Annotated in this window: 18 protein-coding genes; 8 read left to right on the top strand and 10 right to left on the bottom strand. The window is 64.1% G+C overall.

Annotated features, from left to right (window positions below; genetic code table 11):
* Window position 1 precedes the first annotated feature (1 nt).
* From urtD to SKZ59_RS06180, 6 genes are all read right to left on the bottom strand, one after another.
* A complete protein-coding gene (gene urtD / locus SKZ59_RS06205; protein ID WP_319991109.1) occupies window positions 2–832 on the bottom strand; it encodes an urea ABC transporter ATP-binding protein UrtD in 831 nt (276 codons plus the stop codon).
* Window positions 829–1,950: an urea ABC transporter permease subunit UrtC gene (urtC, locus tag SKZ59_RS06200; RefSeq protein WP_319991108.1), complete on the bottom strand. Its 1,122-nt coding sequence runs from the start codon at window positions 1,948–1,950 to the stop codon at window positions 829–831. Before urtC ends, urtD begins: the two co-directional genes overlap by 4 nt.
* Window positions 1,947–3,530 carry an urea ABC transporter permease subunit UrtB gene (urtB, locus tag SKZ59_RS06195; RefSeq protein WP_034756742.1) on the bottom strand — a complete coding sequence of 528 codons (1,584 nt, stop codon included), beginning with the start codon at window positions 3,528–3,530 and terminating at the stop codon, window positions 1,947–1,949. The genes urtC and urtB overlap by 4 nt, the downstream gene beginning before the upstream one ends.
* Before the next feature lie 87 nt (window positions 3,531–3,617).
* Window positions 3,618–4,871, bottom strand: coding sequence for an urea ABC transporter substrate-binding protein (gene urtA, locus SKZ59_RS06190; RefSeq protein WP_070305111.1), 1,254 nt, complete (start codon window positions 4,869–4,871; stop codon window positions 3,618–3,620).
* 198 nt (window positions 4,872–5,069) lie between these two features.
* Window positions 5,070–5,858 carry a DUF4349 domain-containing protein gene (locus SKZ59_RS06185; protein ID WP_072452943.1) on the bottom strand — a complete coding sequence of 263 codons (789 nt, stop codon included), beginning with the start codon at window positions 5,856–5,858 and terminating at the stop codon, window positions 5,070–5,072.
* Between the two features lie 21 nt (window positions 5,859–5,879).
* A complete protein-coding gene (locus SKZ59_RS06180; RefSeq protein WP_319991107.1) occupies window positions 5,880–6,485 on the bottom strand; it encodes a transglutaminase family protein in 606 nt (201 codons plus the stop codon).
* A 265-nt stretch (window positions 6,486–6,750) separates the two neighbouring features.
* Between SKZ59_RS06180 and SKZ59_RS06175 the strand changes: the two genes are divergently transcribed.
* The 3 genes from SKZ59_RS06175 to SKZ59_RS06165 are packed head-to-tail and all read left to right on the top strand — an operon-like array spanning window position 6,751 to window position 11,974.
* Window positions 6,751–7,332 (top strand): DUF2760 domain-containing protein, encoded by a 582-nt coding sequence (locus tag SKZ59_RS06175; protein WP_070305115.1) that lies wholly within the window; start codon window positions 6,751–6,753, stop codon window positions 7,330–7,332.
* Complete coding sequence (locus SKZ59_RS06170) at window positions 7,329–9,209, top strand: Hsp70 family protein (RefSeq protein ID WP_319991106.1); 1,881 nt, start codon at window positions 7,329–7,331, stop codon at window positions 9,207–9,209. Before SKZ59_RS06175 ends, SKZ59_RS06170 begins: the two co-directional genes overlap by 4 nt.
* A 2-nt stretch (window positions 9,210–9,211) precedes the next feature.
* Complete coding sequence (locus SKZ59_RS06165) at window positions 9,212–11,974, top strand: Hsp70 family protein (protein ID WP_319991105.1); 2,763 nt, start codon at window positions 9,212–9,214, stop codon at window positions 11,972–11,974.
* 100 nt (window positions 11,975–12,074) lie between these two features.
* Here the strand turns inward: SKZ59_RS06165 and SKZ59_RS06160 are convergent, their stop codons facing one another.
* The 3 genes from SKZ59_RS06160 to SKZ59_RS06150 form a co-directional block, all read right to left on the bottom strand.
* The gene (locus SKZ59_RS06160; RefSeq protein ID WP_319991104.1) at window positions 12,075–12,473 is read right to left on the bottom strand and encodes a GFA family protein; all 399 of its coding nucleotides are present in this window, start codon (window positions 12,471–12,473) and stop codon (window positions 12,075–12,077) included.
* 61 nt (window positions 12,474–12,534) lie between these two features.
* Complete coding sequence (locus SKZ59_RS06155; protein WP_319991103.1) at window positions 12,535–14,076, bottom strand: CHASE2 domain-containing protein; 1,542 nt, start codon at window positions 14,074–14,076, stop codon at window positions 12,535–12,537.
* Window positions 14,077–14,196: 120 nt separating this feature from the next.
* Complete coding sequence (locus SKZ59_RS06150; RefSeq protein ID WP_319991102.1) at window positions 14,197–15,525, bottom strand: serine hydrolase; 1,329 nt, start codon at window positions 15,523–15,525, stop codon at window positions 14,197–14,199.
* Between the two features lie 225 nt (window positions 15,526–15,750).
* Here SKZ59_RS06150 and SKZ59_RS06145 point away from each other — a divergent pair, with 225 nt between their 5' ends.
* Complete coding sequence (locus SKZ59_RS06145; protein WP_070305124.1) at window positions 15,751–16,893, top strand: sigma-54-dependent Fis family transcriptional regulator; 1,143 nt, start codon at window positions 15,751–15,753, stop codon at window positions 16,891–16,893.
* Between the two features lie 143 nt (window positions 16,894–17,036).
* Window positions 17,037–18,845, top strand: a complete 1,809-nt coding sequence (locus tag SKZ59_RS06140) for an NAD(P)/FAD-dependent oxidoreductase (protein WP_319991101.1) — start codon at window positions 17,037–17,039, stop codon at window positions 18,843–18,845.
* A gap of 247 nt (window positions 18,846–19,092) precedes the next feature.
* Here SKZ59_RS06140 and SKZ59_RS06135 read toward each other — a convergent pair whose 3' ends face one another.
* Window positions 19,093–19,659 (bottom strand): YceI family protein, encoded by a 567-nt coding sequence (locus tag SKZ59_RS06135; protein ID WP_034756709.1) that lies wholly within the window; start codon window positions 19,657–19,659, stop codon window positions 19,093–19,095.
* A gap of 455 nt (window positions 19,660–20,114) precedes the next feature.
* Here SKZ59_RS06135 and SKZ59_RS06130 point away from each other — a divergent pair, with 455 nt between their 5' ends.
* From SKZ59_RS06130 to SKZ59_RS06120, 3 genes are all read left to right on the top strand, one after another.
* A complete protein-coding gene (locus SKZ59_RS06130; RefSeq protein WP_081367963.1) occupies window positions 20,115–20,573 on the top strand; it encodes a YbaN family protein in 459 nt (152 codons plus the stop codon).
* 324 nt (window positions 20,574–20,897) lie between these two features.
* Window positions 20,898–21,707, top strand: a complete 810-nt coding sequence (locus SKZ59_RS06125) for a methionine ABC transporter ATP-binding protein (RefSeq protein WP_070305126.1) — start codon at window positions 20,898–20,900, stop codon at window positions 21,705–21,707.
* Complete coding sequence (locus tag SKZ59_RS06120; RefSeq protein WP_035820173.1) at window positions 21,700–22,374, top strand: methionine ABC transporter permease; 675 nt, start codon at window positions 21,700–21,702, stop codon at window positions 22,372–22,374. Before SKZ59_RS06125 ends, SKZ59_RS06120 begins: the two co-directional genes overlap by 8 nt.
* The last annotated feature ends 1 nt before the right edge of the window (window position 22,375 follow it).

Genomic DNA, 22,375 nt, shown 5'->3' with positions numbered 1-22,375 from the left:
TTCACCTTCCCAGATAGACTTCGATCACGCGCTCGTCGGCTTGCACTTCGTCCATGCGGCCCTGCGCCAGCACGGCACCCTCATGCAGCACGGTGACGATGCCTTGCTGGGCAATGTCAGTCACAAAACCCATGTCGTGCTCGACCACCATGATCGAATGCTTGCCGCGCAATTCATTGAGCAATTCCGCCGTGCGCGCCGTTTCGGCATCGGACATGCCGGCCACCGGTTCGTCCAATAGAATCAGCTGCGGCTCCTGCATCAGCAGCATGCCAATTTCCAGCCACTGCTTTTGCCCGTGCGACAGCAAGCCGGCTGGCCGCGCTTCCTGGCCGTTGAGGCGAATCAAGCGCAAAATCGCTTCGATCTTGCCTGCCTGCTCGGATGTCAAACGGGCAAACAGGGTGGGCGCCACGCGCTTGTCCATCTTCATCGCCAGTTCCAGGTTGTCGAACACCGTGTGCTGCTCGAACACGGTGGGACGCTGGAACTTGCGGCCGATACCCGCGTGGGCAATCTGCGCTTCCGTCATCGTCGCCAGATTCATGGTCTGGCCAAACCAGGCCGTGCCGGACGTGGGTCGCGTCTTGCCGGTGATCACATCCATCATCGTCGTCTTGCCCGCGCCGTTAGGGCCGATGATGCAGCGCAATTCGCCCACGGAAATGTCGAGACTGAGCTTGTTGATGGCCTTGAAGCCGTCGAACGACACGCTGATTTCTTCCAGATACAAAATGGCACCATGCGTCGTATCGACGCCCTCGCCTTTCACGCGCGAATAGCTGGCGCCCGTCTCTGTGCCGGCCATGCCGGGCAACATGCGGATACTCATGCGGCCTCCTCTGCCACGACGGCCGTTTTCTTGCGTTTGAGCTTGTTCAACACACCGAGCATGCCTTGCTGCATGAACAGGGTGACGACGATGAACAGCAAGCCCAGCGCGAACAGCCACAGTTCCGGCAAGGCGGCCGTGAACCAGCTTTTCAAGCCGTTGACGGTGAAGGCGCCCAGGATGGGACCGATCAGGGTACCGCGTCCGCCGACGGCCACCCACACGACCATCTCGATGGAGTTCGCCGGCGACATTTCGGACGGGTTGATGATGCCCACCTGCGGCACGTACAGGGCGCCGGCGATACCGCACAGCACGGCCGACAAGGTCCAGACGAACAGCTTGAACCACAGCGGGTTGTAGCCAAGGAACATCAAGCGCGCCTCGCTGTCGCGCACGCCCTGCAGCACCCTGCCCAGTTTCGAGCGGACGATGGCACGCGCGCCGATCAAGGCCGCCAGCAGGAAGGCCAGGGTCAGCAGGAACAGCACGGCCCGGGTAGCGGGCGCCGTGATGTCATGGCCAAGGATGGTCTTGAAATCCGTGAAACCGTTGTTGCCGCCAAAGCCGGTGTCATTGCGGAAGAACAAGAGCATGAAGGCATACGTCATCGCCTGCGTGATAATGGAAAAATACACGCCCTTGATGCGCGAGCGGAAGGCAAAATAACCGAAGACAAACGCCAGCACGCCCGGCACCAGCACGACGAGGGCCATGCAGTACCAGAAATGTTCCGTGAAGGCCCAGTACCACGGGTAGGTTTTCCAGTCGAGAAAGACCATGAAATCGGGCAAGCTGCTGTGGTACTGGCCCTGCTCGCCGATGGCTCGCATCAGATACATGCCGTGCGCATACGCGCCCAAGGCAAAGAACACGCCGTGGCCCAGGGACAGGATGCCCGTGTAGCCCCAGACGAGGTCCAGCGCCAGCGCGGCCAGCGCGTAGCACATGAACTTGCCCACCAGCGCCACCGTGTAAGCGGACACGTGCAAGGCATGGCCTTCGGCAAACGCCAGATTAAAAGTCGGCAATAGCGCCGCCAGCAGCGTGCATGCGGCAATCGCCAGCCAGACGGGCCGCGTGAACAGGCCCTGCTTGGATTGATAGGAGGTAGTCATTCGACGCTGCGTCCCTTCATGGCAAACAGGCCCTGCGGCCGGCGCTGGATGAAAATGATGATGAACACGAGAATGGCGATCTTCGCCAGCACGGCGCCCGCCACCGGTTCGAGGAATTTGTTCACTTCGCCCAGCCCCAGCGCAGCGATGACGGTGCCGGCCAGCTGGCCCACGCCGCCGAGCACCACCACCATGAAGGAATCGACGATGTAGCTTTGGCCCAGGTCCGGCCCCACATTGCCCAGCTGCGACAGGGCCACGCCGCCGAGCCCGGCGATGCCGGAACCGAGGCCGAAAGTCAGCATGTCGACCTTGCCCGTGGCCACGCCCACGCAATCGGCCATCCGGCGGTTTTGCGTCACGGCCCGCACGAACAGGCCCAGCCGTGTCTTGTTGAGGATCAGCCACACGGCCATCACGACAAGGACGGCGAAGACGATGATGGCCAGCCGGTTGTACGGCAGCACGAGGCCGCCCAGCACCGTCACGCCGCCCGACATCCAGGCGGGATTGGCCACTTCCACGTTTTGCGCGCCGAAGATCGTGCGCACCGTCTGCATGAGGATCAGGCTGATGCCCCAGGTGGCCAGCAGGGTTTCCAGCGGCCGCCCATACAGCCAGCGAATCACCGTGCGCTCGAGCGTCACGCCCACCAGTCCCGCGACGAGAAAGGCGGCCGGCAAGGCGGCCAGCAGGTAGGCATCCTGCAGGCCAGGCAGATAGGTGCGGAAGAACAGCTGGCACAGATACGTCGTGTAAGCGCCTATCATCAGCAATTCGCCATGCGCCATATTGATGATGCCCATCAAGCCGAAGGTGATGGCCAGCCCCAAGGCGGCTAACAGCAGCACGCTGCCCAGCGAAATGCCGTAGAACACATTGCCGGCGAATTCCATGCGCGCCACTCGTCCCTTGATCTGGCCCATGGTGTCGATGGCGGCCAGCTGCACGGCTTCGTCCGGCTCGCCGCCCTTGTCCAGCATGGCTTGCAGCACGGGCAGCAGCCGGGCATCGCTACTGCCCGCCAGGTCCTGCACAGCCTGCTTGCGCGTGGCGGCGTCTGGCGCATGCAGATTGGCGCTGGCGATCAGCACTTGCAATATCTGCTGGATCTCGGCATCGCTCTCTTGCGCCAGCGCCTTGTGGATCAGGGGCAGCTGCGCGGGATCGACGGATTGCTGCAGCGCCTGCGCAGCGGCCAGCCGTGTGGCCCGCTCTGGCGCCAGCAGTTTCAGCCCCGACAAGGCACCAGCCACGGCCGAGCGCAAGCGGTTGTTGACCATGACGCCGTCGATACCGTCCGGCAGCGGCACGCTCTTGCCGTTTGCCGGGTCATATGCCTGCTCGCCGTCGACGATGTAGACCTTGCCGTCGGGCGCTGCATACAGGCTGTCGTCTTGCAACGCTTGCAGCACCTTGGCAGCCTCGGGCGTGGCCAGGGCGGCGATCTGGGCGACGGCAGCGACTCTGGCGTCGGGGTCGTCGCCGGATAGCGGTTTGAGCAGGTTGGGGGAAATGGCTGCCTGCGCAGACAGCGGCAACAGGCAAAGTAATAACAAAATACGACGTAGCAGACGCATGCGGAAAGACCTCTCATCGTTACTTCAGCCCAAGCGAAATCTGGGGTCAGACCCGTCGGGTCTGACCCCGGCCTTTCTGCTGCTAACTCATAACTTCTGCTTACCCTCATTCCCCTTGATAAACGGGCTCCAAGGCTGTGCACGTATCGGTTCCTTGGTTTTCCACACGACATTGAATTGCCCATCGGCCTTGATCTCGCCGATCATCACGGGCTTGTGCAGGTGGTGGTTCGTGGCATCCATGGTCAGGGTGAAGCCCGATGGCGCCTTGACGCTTTGGCCGGCCATGGCGGCGATCACCTTGTCCGTGTCCGTCGACTTGGCTTTTTCCACGGCTTGCGCCCACATGTGGATGCCGACATAGGTCGCTTCCATCGGGTCGTTCGTCACGACCGAACCCGCGTTCGGCAGTTTTTGTGCCACAGCGTAAGCCTTCCACTGCTTGATGAAGGCCGTATTCACGGGGTTCTTGACGGACTCGAAATAATTCCATGCCGCCAGATGACCGAGCAATGGCTTGGTATCGATGCCGCGCAGCTCTTCCTCGCCCACGGAAAACGCGACGACAGGCACGTCCGTGGCTTTCAAGCCCGCATTGCCCAGCTCCTTGTAGAACGGCACGTTCGAATCGCCATTGATGGTGGATATAACGGCTGTCTTGCCGCCCGTGGAAAACTTCTTGATGTTGGCGACGATGGTTTGATAGTCGGCGTGGCCGAACGGCGTGTAGACCTCGCTGATATCGCTATCTTTGACGCCCTTGCTTTTCAGGAAGGCACGCAGGATCTTGTTGGTGGTGCGCGGATACACGTAATCCGTGCCCAGCAGCACGAAGCGCTTGGCGCCGCCGCCATCCTTGCTCATCAGGTACTCCACTGCCGGGATCGCTTGCTGGTTCGGCGCGGCACCCGTGTAAAACACATTCTTTTCCAGCTCCTCGCCCTCGTATTGCACCGGGTAAAACAGCAGGCTGTTGAGTTCCTTGAACACGGGTAAAACCGACTTGCGCGACACGGACGTCCAGCAGCCAAACACGACAGCCACTTTATCCTGCGCCACCAGCTGGCGCGCTTTTTCCGCGAACAAAGGCCAGTTCGACGCCGGGTCGACGACGACGGCTTCCAGTTTCTTGCCCAGCACACCGCCCTTGGCATTGATCTCGGCGATCGTCATCAAGGCCACGTCTTTCAGCGACGTTTCGGAAATGGCCATGGTGCCCGACAGCGAGTGCAAAATGCCCACCTTGATCGTATCGGCGGCCAGGGCTGCCTGCATGTAAGTGGAGGTGGCAAGGGCCAGTGCGCCGGCGGCGGCCGCTTTCAGGATGATGCGTCGTGACATGGGGACTCCTGTGATGGGTTCGTGGGGGTCGAGCTGGGCATACGATGTTGTTAAAGCAGAATGCATGCCAGCGCCAGCAGGTGTCCGCCATGGTGCACGCGGCTCCCGCCGCACGAAAAAAAACCTGGCTGCACAAGGACTGTGCAGCCAGGTTTCAAATTGCCGTAAAACGGTGCGCCGGACGCTACAATCCCGGCATCAATCCTTGCGCGGCGCTCCACGCAGGCGGCGCCAGCCCTTGCGTCCCAGCGGGAACAGCAACACGAAAGCGATCAGCCACGGCAGGATGTAGGCCATGGCCGTGATGGCGTTGGCCACGCCTTCCGACAGGTTGTCCGTGAAATTGCCCAGCGAGCGCTTGACGGGCGTCCAGAACGATTGCTTGCCTTCCGCACTGATGGCCACGTTCAGCAAGTCCGTATCGATGCGCTGCATCAACAGCGCGTCGGCCGCCGTCGCCTGCTCCAGTTCCACTTGCACGGTGGCCAGTTCCTTGGTCACCTTGATGAGGGCGTCGACATTCGTGCCCGAGCGCTTTTCCAGGTCTTGCAATTGCGCCTGGTATTGCTTGAGCATCTCCAGGCGTTTCTTGCTGTCGAGCACGGGGCGGCCCAGGTCTTCCACCTTGGTGCCCTGGCTGGTGACGTCGCCTTCGGCCGCGACCAGCGCGACAAGCTTCTTGATGCCGGCCGGCTTGGCGCGCATGCTGATGCGCGCATGCACGTAGCGCCCGCTGTCGAGGCTGGAATCGAGCAGCAGGCAGCCGTTTTCCGTATCGGCCTTGCAGGCGGCAACGACTTTTTCATACAGGGGCCGCACTTGCGCCTCGTGCGTATCGACGCTGACATTATGTTCATAGGCAAGAAACTCGCTGCCCTTTTCCTTGCCATCGAGACGCGCGGCGCTCGACTGCCCGCCGCTCTCGCCCTTGCCGCCGCAACCGGCCAGCAACATCAGGCCGATCAGACCTACATACACTTTTTTCATGATTTCTTTCCTGGATTATTTTTACAGCGGCAGCAATGTGATATCGGGCAGGTGCGCCGCCACGTCGTGCACGGTGGCGTATTGCGTCAGCGACGCCACCACCTGCGGCAGCGGTTCCGCCCAGATTTCCGGCAAGTCGCGCTCTTCGGGCGCCAGCACGGGAAAGGCCAGCTGCTCGCGTGGCGGCACAAAGGCGGCATCGACGCCGGGTTTGTTGCCGCGCGCATCGATGCGGTACCAGCCAAACTCCTGCAGATACACGGCATTCAAGCAATGCAGGCAAAACGGCGGCCCCACTTCGCCGACGGCCAGGCGCTGGTAGCACAGGCCGGCAGGAATGCCGTTGGCGCGCAGCAGCGCGGCCAGCAGATGGCTCTTCGCATAACAGTATCCCGTTCCATGCTGCAAGACGTCGGAAGCGCGGCAAGTGACGGGATTGCGCTGGTAATCCCAGCTGTGTGCCACCTCGTCGCGCACGAAGGCAAAGCAGCGGGCCGCGATGGCGGCGTCGCCCACGGCACCGGCCGCCAGTGCGGCCGCCTTGGCGCGCACGGCCGGATGGTCGCTGTCGATGTAGGTGCTGCTGGCTAGATATATGGAAAAGTCGGGGGAAAAGTCGGTAGACATGGCATAAAGGCAATGCGAAAAGATAATGCGCGATTTTAGTCGAAGCTTCGCAACATTCACCGTTTCTTTGCGCAGGAACAAAGAAAATCCACGCGTCAGGCCCGCCGTGCCGGGGGCGGCGACTTTGGCGGCGGCCCGGTAGCTGGTATCATGCGGGCAAACACAGCCGACCGTACAGGCCCGGCACAAGCACTACCCTGCGAAGCGGCCCCGCCACCGGGCGCGCCGCCGACGCCACCCTACAGATCAGAGAAACGAGTTCCCTATGAGCACTTCATCGTCCCACCCATCGTTCTGGCGCCGTGTCCCGCTGGCTTTCGGCGCCTTCTTCAGCACCCTGTCGGATGCAGCCTATGCGGCCCGCGTGGAAAAGCTGTCCCTGCCCGAGGCTGCTCCCGTCGCGCCAGCGGCCCCGGCGCCAGCCCCCGTGCCGACACCGGCCGCCGCGCCCGTCATCTTGAAAGAAGCGACGCCGGACGCCGCCTTGCAATTGCTGGCCCTGCTGCAACGCGAAGCGCGCTTGATCGACTTCACCCAGGAAAACCTGGGCAGCCATGCGGACGCAGACATCGGCGCGGCCGCCCGCGTCGTGCATGAAGGCTGCGCCAAGGTCATGCGCGAATACTTCACCATCGACGCCGTGCGCCAGGAAGCAGAGGGCAGCCGCATCGTCCTGCAGGAAGGTTTTGATTCTGCCCAGGTGCGCCTGACGGGCAACGTGGTCGGCTCGGCGCCATTCACGGGTACCCTCAGCCACCGCGGCTGGCGCGCGTCCAGCGTGCGCCTGCCGAAACTGAGCGCGCAGCACGACGCCGCCATCCTCGCACCGGCCGAGGTGGAACTGTGAACGACACAACGAACGCCACCCCGAACACCGCGCGCTACGCCATCGGCATCGACCTGGGCACCACCCACAGCGCCCTGTCGTATGTGAACCTGGTCGAGAGCGACGGCGAGCAATCGAGCCACGGCGTGCTGAAAGTGCCGCAACTGTCGGCGCCGGGCACGGTCGAAGAATTGCCGCTGCTGCCATCGTTCGTCTACCTGCCGCACGCCGATGAAGTGGCGGCCGGCGACCTGGCCCTGCCCTGGGTCACCGAAGAAGCCGAAGCGCCGTTCGTCGTCGGCGAAATGGCCCGCAGCCGCGGCGCCACCACGCCGATCCGTCTGGTATCGAGCGCGAAAAGCTGGCTGTGCCACCCGGGCGTGGACCGCCACGCGGCCATCCTGCCGAACGACGCACCGGCGGAAGTGGCGCGCATCTCGCCGATCACGGCCGCTACGCGCTACCTGACGCACTTGCGCCAGGCCTGGGACAACGCCCACCCGCAAGCGCCATTCGCCGAACAGGAAATCACCGTCACGATTCCCGCCTCGTTCGACCCTGCCGCGCGCGAGCTGACGATGGAAGCGGCGCAGGCGGCCGGCTACACCTCGCTCACTCTGCTGGAAGAGCCGCAAGCGGCCCTGTACAGCTGGATCCAGACCAGCGAAGGCCGTTGGCGCAAGGAAGTCAAGCCGGGCGACATCATTTTAGTGGTCGACGTAGGCGGCGGCACCAGCGACTTTTCGCTGATCGCCGTGCTCGAACGCGACGGCGTGCTGGAACCGCACAGGGTCGCCGTCGGTGAACACATCCTGCTCGGTGGCGACAATATGGACCTGGCGCTGGCCCACCTGGTGGCGCGCAAGCTGGCCGCCAACGGCACCCAGCTCGACGCCTGGCAAATGCGCGCACTCACGTATGGCTGCCGCAGCGCCAAGGAAAGCCTGCTGGCTGACAGCGGCATGGAAACGGCGCCGATCGTCGTGCCGAGCCGCGGCTCGAAACTGATCGGCGGCTCCATCCGCACGGAACTGACGCGCGCCGAAGTGTCCACCTTCATCCTCGACGGCTTCTTCCCGCAAGTGGAAGCGTCGAGCCGCCCGGCCGTGCGCACGCGCGCCGGCCTGACGCAACTGGGCTTGCCGTATGCGCAGGACGCGGCCATCACGCGCCACCTGGCCGCCTTCCTGGGCCGGCAAGTGGCGGCGACTGCCGAACTGGAAGGCTTTGCGGGCCGCCAGTCGGCGGAAGCCAGCTTTTTGCACCCGACGGCCGTGCTGTTCAACGGCGGCGTCTTCAAGTCCGACTTGCTGGTCCAGCGCATCATGGCGACCGTCAACGACTGGCTGTACATGGAAGGCGCGGAACCGGCGCGCATGCTGGCCGGAGCCGACTTGGACCTGGCCGTCGCGCGCGGCGCCGCCTACTACAGCTACGTGCGGCGCGGCCATGGCGTGCGCATCCGCGGCGGCACGGCCAGTTCCTTCTATGTCGCCATCGAGTCGGCCATGCCGGCCATCCCCGGCATGGAACCACCGATACAGGCCCTGTGCGTGGCGCCGTTCGGCATGGAAGAAGGCAGCGAACTGGAACTGCCGGGCCAGCAATTCGGCCTCGTCGTGGGCGAACCCGTGCACTTCCGCTTCTTCGCCTCGTCCACGCGCCGCAACGACCAGATCGGCGACTTGCTCGACTTCTGGGGTCCCGATGAACTGCAGGAACTGAGCGAAATCCAGGCGACGTTATCCGCCGAAGGCCGTCAGGCTGGCGACGTGGTGCAGGTCAAGCTGCACGCGCGCGTGACGGAAGCGGGCACCCTGGAACTGCTGGCCGTTTCCCCTGACGGCGCCGAGCGCTGGAAAGTGGAATTCGACGTGCGCGGCACGCCGCAGCCATAAGCATGCGCGGCGCTGAGGGCAAGCCGGCCTTCCTGGTCGGCATCGACCTGGGCACCACCAACACGGTGGTCGCCTATGCCAAGGCCAATGATGCGCAGGCTGAAATAAACCTGTTCGCCATCGAGCAGCTGGTCGCTCCCGGCGAAGTGGGTGCACGCCCGCTGCTGCCCTCCTTGCGCTACCATCCCGCCGCCGGCGAACTGGCGGCGGGCGACTTGCAGCTGCCGTGGCCACAGCAAGACCTGGAACATGCCGTGCTGGGCACCCTGGCGCGCCAGCTGGGCGCCCAGGTGCCGGGCCGCCTCGTTTCCAGTGCAAAGAGCTGGCTGTCGCACGCGAACGTGGACCGCCAGGCGCCCATCCTCCCATGGGGCGCCGATGCCGACGTGGCCAAGGTCTCGCCCGTGGCGGCCAGCGCCAGCTACCTCGCCTACGTGCGCGCCGCGTGGAATCACCGCTTCCCGCATGCTCCGCTGGAGGAGCAGGAACTGGTGCTGACCATCCCCGCCTCGTTCGACGAGGGCGCGCGCGCACTCACCCTGGAAGCGGCCCGCATGGCGGGCTTGCCCACCTTGCGATTGGTGGAAGAACCGCAGGCCGCTTTTTATGACTTTCTGCAGCGCCGGCGCGCCACCCTGCGCGACGACCTGGCCGACACGCGCCGCATTTTAGTCTGCGACGTGGGCGGCGGCACCACCGATTTCAGCCTGATCGACGTGGCCTTCGATGACGACGGCGAACCGCAGCTCACGCGCAGCAGCGTGGGCAACCATTTGATACTGGGCGGCGACAATATGGATCTGGCGCTGGCCCACCTGGTGGAAACGCGCATGGCCGCTGGCAACGAAGGCGGCATGAAACTGTCCGCCGCGCGATTGTCGCAGCTGATGGAACGCTGCCGCGCCGCCAAGGAACTGCTGCTGTCGCACGACGCACCCGAGAGCGCCACCGTCACCCTGCTGGGCGCGGGATCGCGTTTGATCGGCGGCAGCCGTTCCGCCGACGTCACGCGCGAGGAAGTGGCGGCCATGGTGGTCGACGGCTTCTTCCCGAAAGTGGAACTGGGCGACACAGCGAAAAAGGGCCGCGCCGGTATCGTCGAATTCGGCCTGCCGTATGCGCAGGACGCGGCCATTACGCGCCACCTGGCCAGCTTTTTGCAACAGCACCAAGGGGCACTGCCCGATACGCTGCTGCTGAACGGCGGCGTGTTCCGCGCCGACGCGCTGGCGCGCCGCCTGGCCGAGACTCTGGCGCACTGGCGCGGTGCTCCACTCACCATCCTGCATAACGATAATCCCGACGTGGCCGTGGCCCGTGGTGCCGTCGCCTACGCGCTGGCGCGACGCGGCCAGGCACCGCGCATCGGCGGCGGCTCGCCGCGCAGCTATTTCCTCGTGCTGGGCGAGACGGGCAAGGACCACCGCGCCGTGTGCATCCTGCCCCGTGGCAGCGCCAGCGGCGAAGAAATCCGCCTGACGGAGCGCCTGTTCGCGCTGCGCCTGGGCCGGCCCGTACGCTTCCACCTGGCCACGTCCCTCTTTGAGGCGGGCACGCCGCCGCAACTGGGCGAGATCGTCGATCTGGACGCCGGGGAATACTTGCGCCTGCCACCGCTGGCCAGCGTGCTGCAAGCGGAAAGCGGCGACAAGCGCGACATCACCGTGCAGCTGGCAACCGTCATGACGGAAGTGGGGACGTTGGAAGTGCACTGCGTGGCCGAAGCCGACGCCGGCCAGCGCTGGCTGCTGGAATTCCAGTTGCGCGCTGGTAAGGAAGAGCAAGGCGATGGCGAGGCTCAAGCCGTTTCACCACGCATCAAGGAAGCCATCGAAAAGATCGAACGCATCTTCGGCGGCAAGGCGCAAAAGGTCGACACCAAGGAAGTGCGCCAGTTGCGCCAGCACCTGGAACGGGGGCTGGGTGGACGCGAAAGCTGGGATACGCCGCTGCTGCGCCAGCTGTTCGACGCCCTGATGCTGCGCGCGCGCGGCCGGCGCCGCTCCGCCGAGCATGAGCGGGTCTGGCTGAACCTGACTGGCTACTGTTTGCGCCCCGGCTATGGCGATACGCTTGATCCATGGCGCATCGAGCAGCTGTGGGCCCTGTTCGACACGGGCGTCCAGCATCACAAGGATAACCAGGTGTGCGCCGAATGGTGGACCCTGTGGCGCCGGGTGGCCGGCGGCTTGAGCACGGAGCAGCAGCTGCGCCTGCTCGACGACTTCGCCTTCAACCTGCAAGCCGACGCGGCCCAGCGCGGCAGCCGCCCCGTCACCCTCGTCAACGGCAGCGACGTCGACATGCTGCGCCTGGGCGCCTCCTTGGAGCGCATCCCCGGCGCCTACAAGGCCGAAGTGGGCGCCTGGCTGATCAAGCGGCTGGAGAAAGCCGGCCGCGAAGCGGCGGACACGAACACCCTGTGGGCGCTGGCCAGGGTCGGCGCGCGCCAGCCCTTCCACGGCAGCGCGCATGAAGTGGTCGACAGCGCCACTGTGGCCGAATGGCTGCACGTACTGCTGGCGCTGGACTGGAAAAAGACGGAACCGGCGGCGTTTGCCGCCACTCACCTGGCGCGCATGACAGGCGACCGCTCGCGCGACATCGGCGACGAGCTGCGCGCCACCATCCTCGCCCGCCTGAAAGCCGTGGGCGCCCCACCGCTGTGGCAGGCCATGGTCAGCGAAGTGACGCAACTCGACGAAGCGAACACCAAGCGCATGCTGGGCGAGGCGCTGCCGCCGGGGTTGAAGCTGATAGGCTGACATCATTGATCACGTAGGTCGGATTAGCCCGGAGGGCGGAATCCGACAACATCGTCGGCAGCACCTGTCGGATTACGCGGCGTGCCGCCGCTAATCCGACCTACCCCTCGCTACGCTCCCCGCGATACCGCGGCAAACCATCGGCCAGTTTTACCCATTCCAGTTGCGTGTCCGTATAGATATGGCTGTGCGGCGGCAAGCGCCCTGGCTCATCGAGACTGCCAGTGGTCAAGCCGACCTCGTCCGGGTCGCGCTCATCCTCGAACGTCAGCTGCGTGCCGCAGCGGGGGCAAAAACTGCGCGTGCAGTGTTCGCTGGACGCATACAGTGTGGCCTGCCCCTGCAGCCAGCGAAAATTCGCCCTCGGCACGCTGAACCAGGCGACAAACGGCGCACCTGAGGCGCGGCGGCACATCGAGCAATGGCAAGCCGTTTCATGGAAGGCGCCCGTGCCCGCTTCGTAGCGCACGTCGCCGCATAAACATCCTCCGCTCAGCATGGCATCCTCCTGCAATTGAAAAGGCGCCCAGTGTAACGCCGCTGCGGCGCCACGGTTTGCGCTAGATCACGGCGATGATCAACAGCAGCACCGCCAGCGGCGCCTGCACCAGCACGATACCCGGATGCGTGCGGCGCAGCTGGGCCCACACGGACAGGCCCGGCACTTCCTCATGCGGATGGTGGGCTTCGTCGCGCAGCGACATCGCGTGCAGGAACATGCCGGCGATCAGGGGGCCGGGATTGACCCACCAGCCCTGCTCGAGCAAGCCGCGCGACAAATAGATGGCCAGCGCGCCGATGGCAAACGGCGAGGCCCATACGAGCGCCAGCATCAAACGGATGCCATAGAATTCCGCCAGGGTGCCCACGCGGTGCAGGCGGCTGACATCGTGGTCTTCCATGCGCCGGTCGATGGCCAGCTCGGCGCGGCCGTACAGGGTCCACAGGCCGCCGAACAGGCAGCCCAGCAGCACGCCGATGACGATATCGGCCACGAACACCGCATATTTATTGACGTCGGCCGTGCCGATGCCCAGCGACGTGTGGGCGGCCGCATGCAGGTGCAGGCCGGCCTGCTCGCCTTCGGCCGTCGTATAGCGGTCGCGCACGTCATAGGTGCTGCCGATATACACGACGTCCTTGCGCGGCGCTACGGCGTCCACACCGGCCTGGCCATCGATCAGCTTGACGCGCGTGCGCGTGGGGTTGAGGAATTGCGGCGCCACGGCGGCCGGGTGAAACGGCGCGGTGACGGCATTCTGTTCGGCCGCCGCCTTGGCGTCGCCGCGGATGACGGGTTCGAACGCCCAGCGCGCCAATGCCTTTTCGCTGTCCGTGCGCCGCGCCAGCTGGCACACGCGGCCGGCCAGCGCCACCACTTCCTTTTGCTCGGACAGGGCGGCCGGCATGGGCTGTTTCTGCTCCTGCTCGTCGGCGCCATGCGCCAGCTCGAAGGCGACGGCCGCCAGCACGGGGCTTTTCAGCTCGATGCGCGTGACGGCGCCCATGCGTTCGCGGATGCGCGGGCTGGCAAAGTGGATGCCGGCCGCGCAGCGCGCGCGTATCCACGGCAGGTTGGCGTTGCGGTCCGATTGTTCGGGCAGGATCAGCACCAGTTGCCGGCCATCGGCGGCCAGCCGGTCGAGCAGGCCGTCCAGCGGCCGCTCGCCCGCCTTGTGCTGTTCGTACACGGCTGGTGCCAGGTCCAGGTCGATGGCCAGCACCTTGCTGCCGCGCGCGGCGGCGCTTGCAATCAATTGCTCCAGGCGAGAACGCTCCAGCGGTTCGCGCTCGTCGAAGACCTGTTCGAACGCAGGCTGGTCGATTTCGATGATGCCGGGCCGGTAGGCGGCGCCCGGGTCCTTGCCCCGGTCCAGCAGCTGTTCCTGCGCCGCGCTGGCCCGCAGCATGGCCGCATCGAGCCATTCGAGCACGTGAAAACCTTCCAGCGCCAGCATCAGCGCGGCGATCAGGCTGGCGCCGATCACGTGGTGCAGCAGATGCGTGCCCGTCAGCTTGAAGGCGGAGCCCAGCTGGACGGCCGGCCACAGCAGGCGCCGCCAGAGCGGCGGGCGCGGTTGATCCGGCTGGCTGGTTTCCACGGTGCGCTCCCTTGCGTGCGATGCCTTAATTATCATTAAGGCAATAAATGATGACGAAAGGATAGTGTATTGCAGTTGTGTCCGTTTCGCCGCACGGCTGGCACGGGCCAACCTGGCAGCCTACTTCGGCCTGGCCAGCAGCAGCTTGCCCAGCGCTTCGAAGGCTGGCGTGGTGGTCGGGTCGTTGGCCGCATTGGCCGCCGTCGGCGTGGAGGCGAAACGCACGATCACCATTTCCGCCTTCGGATCGATGTAGATGCGCTGGCCGTACACGCCGCGCGCCATGTAGGCGCCATGGTCGTTATGCGTGACCCACCACATGTCGCGGTAGCTCCAGCCCTTGAGCAAATCGTAGCCGCCCTTGGCGAACAGCTGCTTGTCGCCGCCACGGCGGATATCGTCGACGGCCGCCTTCGGAATGATTTGCTGGCCGTTGTAGCGGCCATCGTTGCGCAGCATCTCGCCGAATCGGGCCAGGTCGCGCAAGCCCGCGCTCAAGCCGCCGCCGGCAAACGGCGTGCCCGTCGAATCGACCGACATGTAGCCATCCTGCTCGGCGCCCAGCTTTTGCCAGACATGCTCGGACAGGTAGTCGTTGACGTTCCGCCCCGTGACCCTGGCGATGATCCAGCCCAGCACGTCGGAATTGACCGTGCGGTAGCCGAAGCCTTCGCCATGTTTTCCCTCATGCCGCACCGTTTGCAGGTACTCGAAATAGCTGCGCGGTCCCGTGTAATCCTTGGGCTTGGGCAGCGGGTTGCCGGCCGCCGCGTGCTGCCACACTTCCGCGTTCGGGTCGGCGTAATCTTCGCTGAATTTCAGGCCCGTGGTCATGTCGAGCACCTGGCGCACGGTGGCGTCGCCAAACGCGGACTTGCCCAGTTCCGGCACGTAATCGGCCACCTTCTTGCCCGGATCGAGCTTGCCTTCGGCCACCAGGGCCGCGCCGATGGTGCCCATCACGGACTTCGTCACCGACATGGCGCCATGCTGGCCGCCCTCCTTCAGTACTCCGAAATAGCGTTCGTACACGATGCGGCCCCGGTGCAGCACGACGATACCGTCCGTGTAATTGGCGCCCAGCGACTGCTCCCACGTCATCGTCTCCTTGGCGCCCAGGGGCGTGAAGCGCAGGCTGTCGATATCGTTGCGCAGCGCGCGCGGCAAGGGCACAGGCGCCTTCAAGCCGCGCGCCACCGCCACCGTCGGCATCAGCTGGCGGAAGTGCGACACGCTCCAGCGCAGCTGCGGGAAATTGAAATAGCTGCCATCGTCGAAGCGGATGATTTTATCGGCCGGCGGCGGCGCGCCCACCATCCATTGCAATGCAGCCGGATCGCTGGCGGCGGCCGACAGCGGCGCCGTCGTCTCTGCCGCATGGGCGCCGGCGGCCAGCGCCAGGCAGGCTGCGGCCAGAGCCAGGCGGCGGATTGGTGGCAGTGTCGTCATGCATTTCTCCTGTCATGGCTGGCACCCGCGGCGGCGCTCGCTTCATCCGATGCATGCTAACAGAGAAACTTTTTATCTTGTTCTACGGCATCCTATTGTGCGGGCCACGCGCTGAGACGAACGTCTCAAGCGCGCGCCATGCTGCAGCGCAGGATGCGCGGCCCCGCGCTTCGTGCTAAAAACGAAAACACCATAAAAAACAGACACGAGACACTGGAGAGCGCCATGCCCTACGTCCGCCAGACCAGCCATATCGACCGCGTGCGTGACCTGATCGCCGGCCGCATCGTCAATCCAGGCGCCGATACGGCCAGGCTGGCGTCGTCGTACCGGCGTTCGCTCGACGACTACCGGCTCGATCCCGCGTCCACCACGGGGCCGCGTATCCTGACGGGCGCCGAACTGCGCGCCATCCAGCAGTCGGAAGAAGATTTTCTGCGCTCCACGGGCCAGTGCCTGCCGCGCCTGCACGCCATGGTGCGCGAAGCGGGTTACTGCGTCATCCTCGCCAATGCGCGCGGTGTGACGATCGACTATGTGGTCGACACGGACCAGCGCAAGGACTTCAAGAAGGCGGGCCTGTATCCGGGTTCGTGCTGGTCGGAAGAGGAGGAAGGCACGTGCGGCATCGCCTCTGTGCTGCTCGACCACGAAGCCATCACCGTGCACAAGACCGACCATTTTCGCGCCGCCTTCACGGGCCTGACCTGCAGCGCGGCGCCGATCTTTTCGCCGCACGGCGACTTGATCGGCGTGCTCGATGCGTCGGCCCTGCGTTCGCCCGACGCGCGCGACAGCCAGCGCCTGGTGAAACAACTGGTGCGGCAAGGCGCGACCCTGATCGAGGACGGTTTTTTTCTCAAATCCTACAGCCATTGCTGCATCCTGCTGGCGCACCGCAACCGCCACTTCGTGGAAGTGCAGCCGGAAATGCTGCTCGCCATCGACGAACATGGCGACATCGTCGCCGCCAACCGCTGCGCGCGCGACGTCATCGGGGGCATCGACAGCCTGCCGCGTCCCGTCGCCGAGGTACTGGAAGTGCGCACCGAACGGCTGTTCGATGCGCGCGCGGGACACAGTCTGCTGTCCTTGCGCCTGGCCGGCGGCAGCACCTGGCTGCATGCGCGCGTGCGCGCGCCGCTGCGCCAGGCCAAGGTGCGTCCGCGCACCATGCGCGAGTCGCCCGTCGCGCAAGATGTAGTGGCATACACGGCGCCGGAACTGGCCGAACGCACGCGCATCGAGCACGCAATGAACGCCGCCAAATGGCGCCCGCTGCAGGCGGCCGCCATGCTGGGCATCTCGCGCGCTACCCTGTACCGGCGCCTCAAGCAGCTGCACATCGTGGCGCCGCACCGCCAGTAACCCATCCGGAAAGCTGAGATTTCCGTCTCAAATTCAGCCATGCTGCGCTGCGCAATGCGGCGCCGGAACGCCAGTGTTACAACATCGTCAGCGGCAACACAGCCGCATCCCATCATAAAGTCAGCAGACTTGGAGGAGACACGATGCAAACCGATATCAACCCACACGACTTGGCCGTGGCCGGCATCCTGGAGCAGCTCGAAGGCTTTCTTCGCGCCAGTGACGGCACAGGCGCCGCGCAATTGTTCGAACAGGATGGCTACTGGCGCGACCTGGTGCTGTTTACCTGGAACCTGAAAACCCTGGAAGGCCGCGAACAGATCGCCGCCATGCTGGCCGCCCAATTAGGCGCCGTGCAGCCAGTCTCCATCCGCATCACCGATGGCGAGCATGCGGTGGAAGCCGGCGGCGTGCTGCAAAGCTGGATCACGGTGGAAACGAACGCGGCGCGCGGCGTGGGTTTCATCCGCATCCGCGACGGCAAGATATGGACCCTGCTCACCACCATGAGCGAATTGAAGGGGTTTGAAGAAGCCAAGGGCGGCCGGCGGCCCATGGGCGCGGAACACGGCGCGCGCACCAACCGCAGCAGCTGGCTGGAAAACCGCGAGCAGGATGCAAAGGAACTGGGCTATACGCGCCAGCCCTACTGCGTCATCATCGGCGGCGGCCAGGGCGGCATCGCGCTCGGTGCGCGGCTGCGCCAGCTGAACGTCCCCACCATCATCATCGAGAAAAATGCGCGCCCCGGCGACAGCTGGCGCAAGCGCTACAAGTCCTTGTGCCTGCACGATCCCGTCTGGTACGACCACATGCCCTACATCCCGTTTCCCGACAACTGGCCCGTCTTCACGCCGAAGGACAAGGTCGGCGACTGGCTGGAAATGTACACCAAGGTGATGGAACTCAATTACTGGGGTTCGACTTCCTGCGAATCGGCCAGCTTTGACGAAGCCACCGGTGAATGGACGGTGCAGGTACTGCGCGACGGCCAGCCCGTCACCCTCAAGCCCAAGCAGCTGGTGCTGGCCACGGGCATGTCGGGCAAGGCCAACATGCCGAAGTTCAAGGGCATGGACGTGTTCCAGGGCGAGCAGCAACACTCGTCGCAGCATCCGGGACCGGACGCGTATGCCGGCAAGAAGGTGGTCGTCATCGGCGCGAACAATTCCGCGCACGATATCTGCGCCGCCCTGTGGGAAGCGGGCGTGGACGTGACGATGGTGCAGCGCTCGTCGACGCACATCGTCAAGTCCGATTCCCTGATGGACCTGGCGCTGGGCGACCTGTACTCGGAACGGGCGCTGGCGGCCGGCATGACGACGGCCAAGGCCGACCTGACGTTCGCCTCGATCCCGTACAAGATCCTGGCCGACTTCCAGAAACCCGTCTTCAAGGCCATCCGCGAACGCGATGCGGATTTTTACGCGCGTCTGGAAGAACGGGGCTTCATGCTGGACTTTGGCGACGACGATTCCGGCCTGTTCATGAAATACCTCCGCCGCGGCTCCGGCTATTACATCGACGTGGGCGCCTCCGAGCTGGTCGCCGAGGGCAAGATCAAGCTGAAAAGCGGCGTCGGCGTGCAGGAACTGAAAGCCCATTCCATCGTGCTGTCGGACGGCACGGAACTGCCGGCCGACCTGGTGGTGTACGCCACCGGCTACGGCTCCATGAATGGCTGGGCGGCGGACCTGATCTCGCCCGAGGTGGCGAACAAGGTGGGCAAGGTGTGGGGCCTCGGTTCGGCCACGACAAAGGACCCTGGCCCATGGGAAGGCGAACAACGCAATATGTGGAAACCCACGCAACAGCAGGCGCTGTGGTTCCATGGCGGTAACCTGCACCAGTCGCGCCACTATTCCCAGTACCTGTCGCTGCAGCTGAAGGCGCGCATGGAAGGGTTGAACACGCCCGTGTATGGGCAGCAGGAGGTGCATCACCTGGCGTGATCGTCTTGCATGCCGGCGCATGTCGGCTTATGTCGGATTACGCGCGGCTTTGCCGCGCTAATCCGACCTACTGTCAAAAAAGCGGTGGATTTTGGCCCGCCGCTTCTTGCTGCACCTGCAAAACCACGTAGGTCGGATTAGCGCGCAAGCGCGTAATCCGACACAATGTTGGCGCATGCCGGATTACACACGAAAAAATGGCGGCGGACCGAAGTCCGCCGCCATTTTTACGTCATACAGCCAACGATTACTGTTTGATGGCTTCGATGGCGAAAGTCAGGGTGACATCATCGCTGACAGCTGGCGCATATTTGCCGGCGTTGAATTCCGAGCGCTTGATCTTGGCCGTGGCGTTGGCGCCGCAGGCGTCTTTTTTCAGCATCGGGTGCGGTGCGCAGGCGAACGAGGTGACGGTCAGGGTGACTGGCTTGGTCACGCCTTTCAGGGTCAGGTTGCCTTCAACCGAGGCCAGCTTGTCGCCGTCGAAGTTGAACTTGGTCGATTTGTAGGTGGCGACAGGATACTTGGCCGTGTCGAGGAAGTCTTCGCCCTGGATGTGCGAGTTGAACAGGGTCGAACCCGTATCGACGGATTTGGTGTCGATCAGCACTTCGACGGCGCCCGTCTTGGCTGCGCGGTCCAGCGTGACCTTGCCGGTGGTGTTATTGAAACGGCTTTGCTGCGTCGAGAAGCCCATGTGGGTGTACTCGAAACGGGGGAAAGTGTGGCTGCCATCGATGACATAGACTTCTGGAGCGGCAAAAGCGGACAGCGAGAAGCCGGCGGCGGCGATAAAAGCGAGCAGTTTTTTCATAATGGATTCCTGATAGGAGTGGAGGATGTCAAAACCGCAAGCAGCTGCAGGCGGGAAACGCTGCGGCTGATTGTCTGGCTTCAGTTGCAACAGATTATGCATGGCATGAAGATCGATGTAAAACGGAAAATATACCTAGTTAGCATCGAAAAAATCGATAATAAGAGCAATGATGTCCATGACAGCGTCTTCTGCAGCCGATTATTGTCTGCATTGCCAAAAATATCCAGCGTTATCAAATTCATAGATGAGAATGATTCTTGTTATTATTCTGTGCAATGGTTATCATCACGGCCCTGGCGGGCATGCAACGGCGCCTTGATTCATCCATAATAGAGCAGAACACAGCACAGAAAAAACATGACGGCCACCCGCCAAGATACGCGCACCTTGAACGCACTTCCCACCGCCTCCACGCCCCGCAGCCAGGGCCTGACCGCCGGCGCCCTCGCCTGATGCGGGAGCCGCACGCCCAGCCGCCACTGCGCGAAGCGCACGGCGTACGCCTGCGCCGCTGGGCCTGGACCGCCGCCGGCGCCCTGATGGTGCTGCTGGGGATCATCGGCGCCATGCTCCCCGTCATGCCGACGACGATTTTCCTGATCCTCGCCCTGGCCTGCTTCAGCCGCGCTTCGCCGCGCCTCGAGCACTGGCTGCTGCACCATCCCCGCTTCGGTCCGCCGCTGCGCCAGTGGCGCGAACACCGTGCCGTTTCGCGGCGCGGCAAGGCCATGGCTTGCCTGGGCATGGCCATCGGCTTTGTCGCCATGTGCCTGGGCCACCCGCCGTGGTGGGTCATCGCCATGGTGGGCGCCATGGAAATCGCCGTCCTCGTCTACCTGCTGCGGCGTCCCGAAGGCCCTGCCGCTAGCGGGGCAGAATCTGCCCGCGAAGAGGGCAATGGCGGGCAGTAAACCGCCCTGCCCGCCTCCAAAAAACGGCAAGTGAGCCGAACTGCACATAAAAGCACTGCGATGCATCCGCAGGGCGCGGCGAACTTTTCACCAAGATGCAGCTCCTGTACGCCCCTCCACGTGATTAAATTCGGCAAGAACGCCGCTTTCCCGCTTTTTCAACCAACAAACACGCGCATAGACATTATTTGCATATTCAAAGCAAGATTCTGTCGTAGGAGTAATAACACGATCGGAGGTATACTACGCAACCGACGTAACAGGCTGGGCGATTTGGCCCCTGCAAGCGCGCCTGTCACGGTCCAATAAAAAAGGAAACACTGCATGACCACACCACACCGTACGCCGGTGATTCGCATCGATGGCGCGAACAAGACCTTCGCGCTGCCCAAAGGCGAACAATTCCACGCGGTCAAATCGGTCACGCTGGAAGTCTATCCCGGTGATATTTTCGGCCTGATCGGCAAGAGCGGCGCCGGCAAATCGACCCTGCTGCGCCTGATTAACCTGCTCGAGCGTCCCGACAGCGGCACCATTACCGTGGCCGGGCGCGAACTGACACGCCTGGGCAAGAGCGACTTGCGCGACGCGCGCCAGAATATCGGCATGATTTTCCAGCAGTTCAATCTGCTGCAAAACGCCAGCGTCTTCGACAACGTCGCCTTCCCCCTGAAAATCCATGGCACGACCAAGGGCGAGCAGATCGCCGCCAGGGTCGAGGAATGCCTGGCGCTCGTCGGCCTGTCCGACAAGCTGCACAGCTATCCGGCGCAATTGTCCGGCGGGCAGAAACAGCGCGTGGCCATCGCCCGCGCGCTGGCCAGCCATCCCGACGTGCTGCTGTGCGACGAGCCGACGTCCGCGCTGGATGCGGAAACGACGCGCGCCCTGCTCGACACCCTGCGCGACATCAATGCGCGCCTGGGCGTGACCATCGTCATCGTCAGCCATGAGCTGTCGGTGCTGGGCGCCATCTGCAACCGCGTCGCCGTCGTGGAAAAAGGCGCCATCGCCGAACAATTCGATCTGAGCGACACGGCCACCCCGCGCAAGACGGCGCTGGGACGCGAGCTCGCTTATTACGGCACCGAGGCGTTTGAAGCCACCGCATGGAAGGATGCAACACATGTTTGAAGAATCGATCAATAACGTCATCAACCTGCTGCCGGAAATCTGGGTGGCGCTGGGCCAGACCATGACCATGCTGGGCATTGGTCTCACGGCCGCCATCCTGATCGGCGGCCCGCTGGGCATCTTGCTGTTCCTCGTGTCGGAAGGCCAGTCGCTGGAAAACCGCCCGCTGTCGATGATCCTCGGCTGGCTGGTGAATACCGTGCGCAGCTTCCCCTTCATCATTCTGCTGGTCGCCCTGACGCCGTTTACGCGCATCATCGCGGGCACGTCGATCGGCCCGCTGGCAGCTGCCGTGCCGCTGTCGTTCGCCGCCATTCCCTACCTGGCGCGCCTGGTGGAACAGAACCTGCGCGAAGTGCCGCGCGGCGTGATCGAGGCGGCGCACGCCATGGGCGCGTCGGAAATGCAGATCATCTTCCGCGTGCTGCTGGTGGAAGCGCGCTCCGGCCTCGTGCTGGCCCTGACCGTGCTGTCGATCAGCTTCCTGTCGTATTCGGCCGTGGCCGGCGTGGTGGGCGGCGGCGGTATCGGCGACCTGGCCATCCGCTACGGCTACTACCGTTTCGAGACGGACATCATGGTCGCCACCGTGGCCATCCTGATCGTGCTGGTGCAAACCATCCAGTTCGCCGGCACGCGCATCGCCAAGCGCCTCGACAAACGTTAAT

The organism is Janthinobacterium sp. GMG2, assembly GCF_033949445.1.
Classification (GTDB): Bacteria; Pseudomonadota; Gammaproteobacteria; order Burkholderiales; family Burkholderiaceae_D; genus Janthinobacterium; species Janthinobacterium aestuarii.
This window is presented reverse-complemented; position numbering and strand designations above follow the sequence as displayed.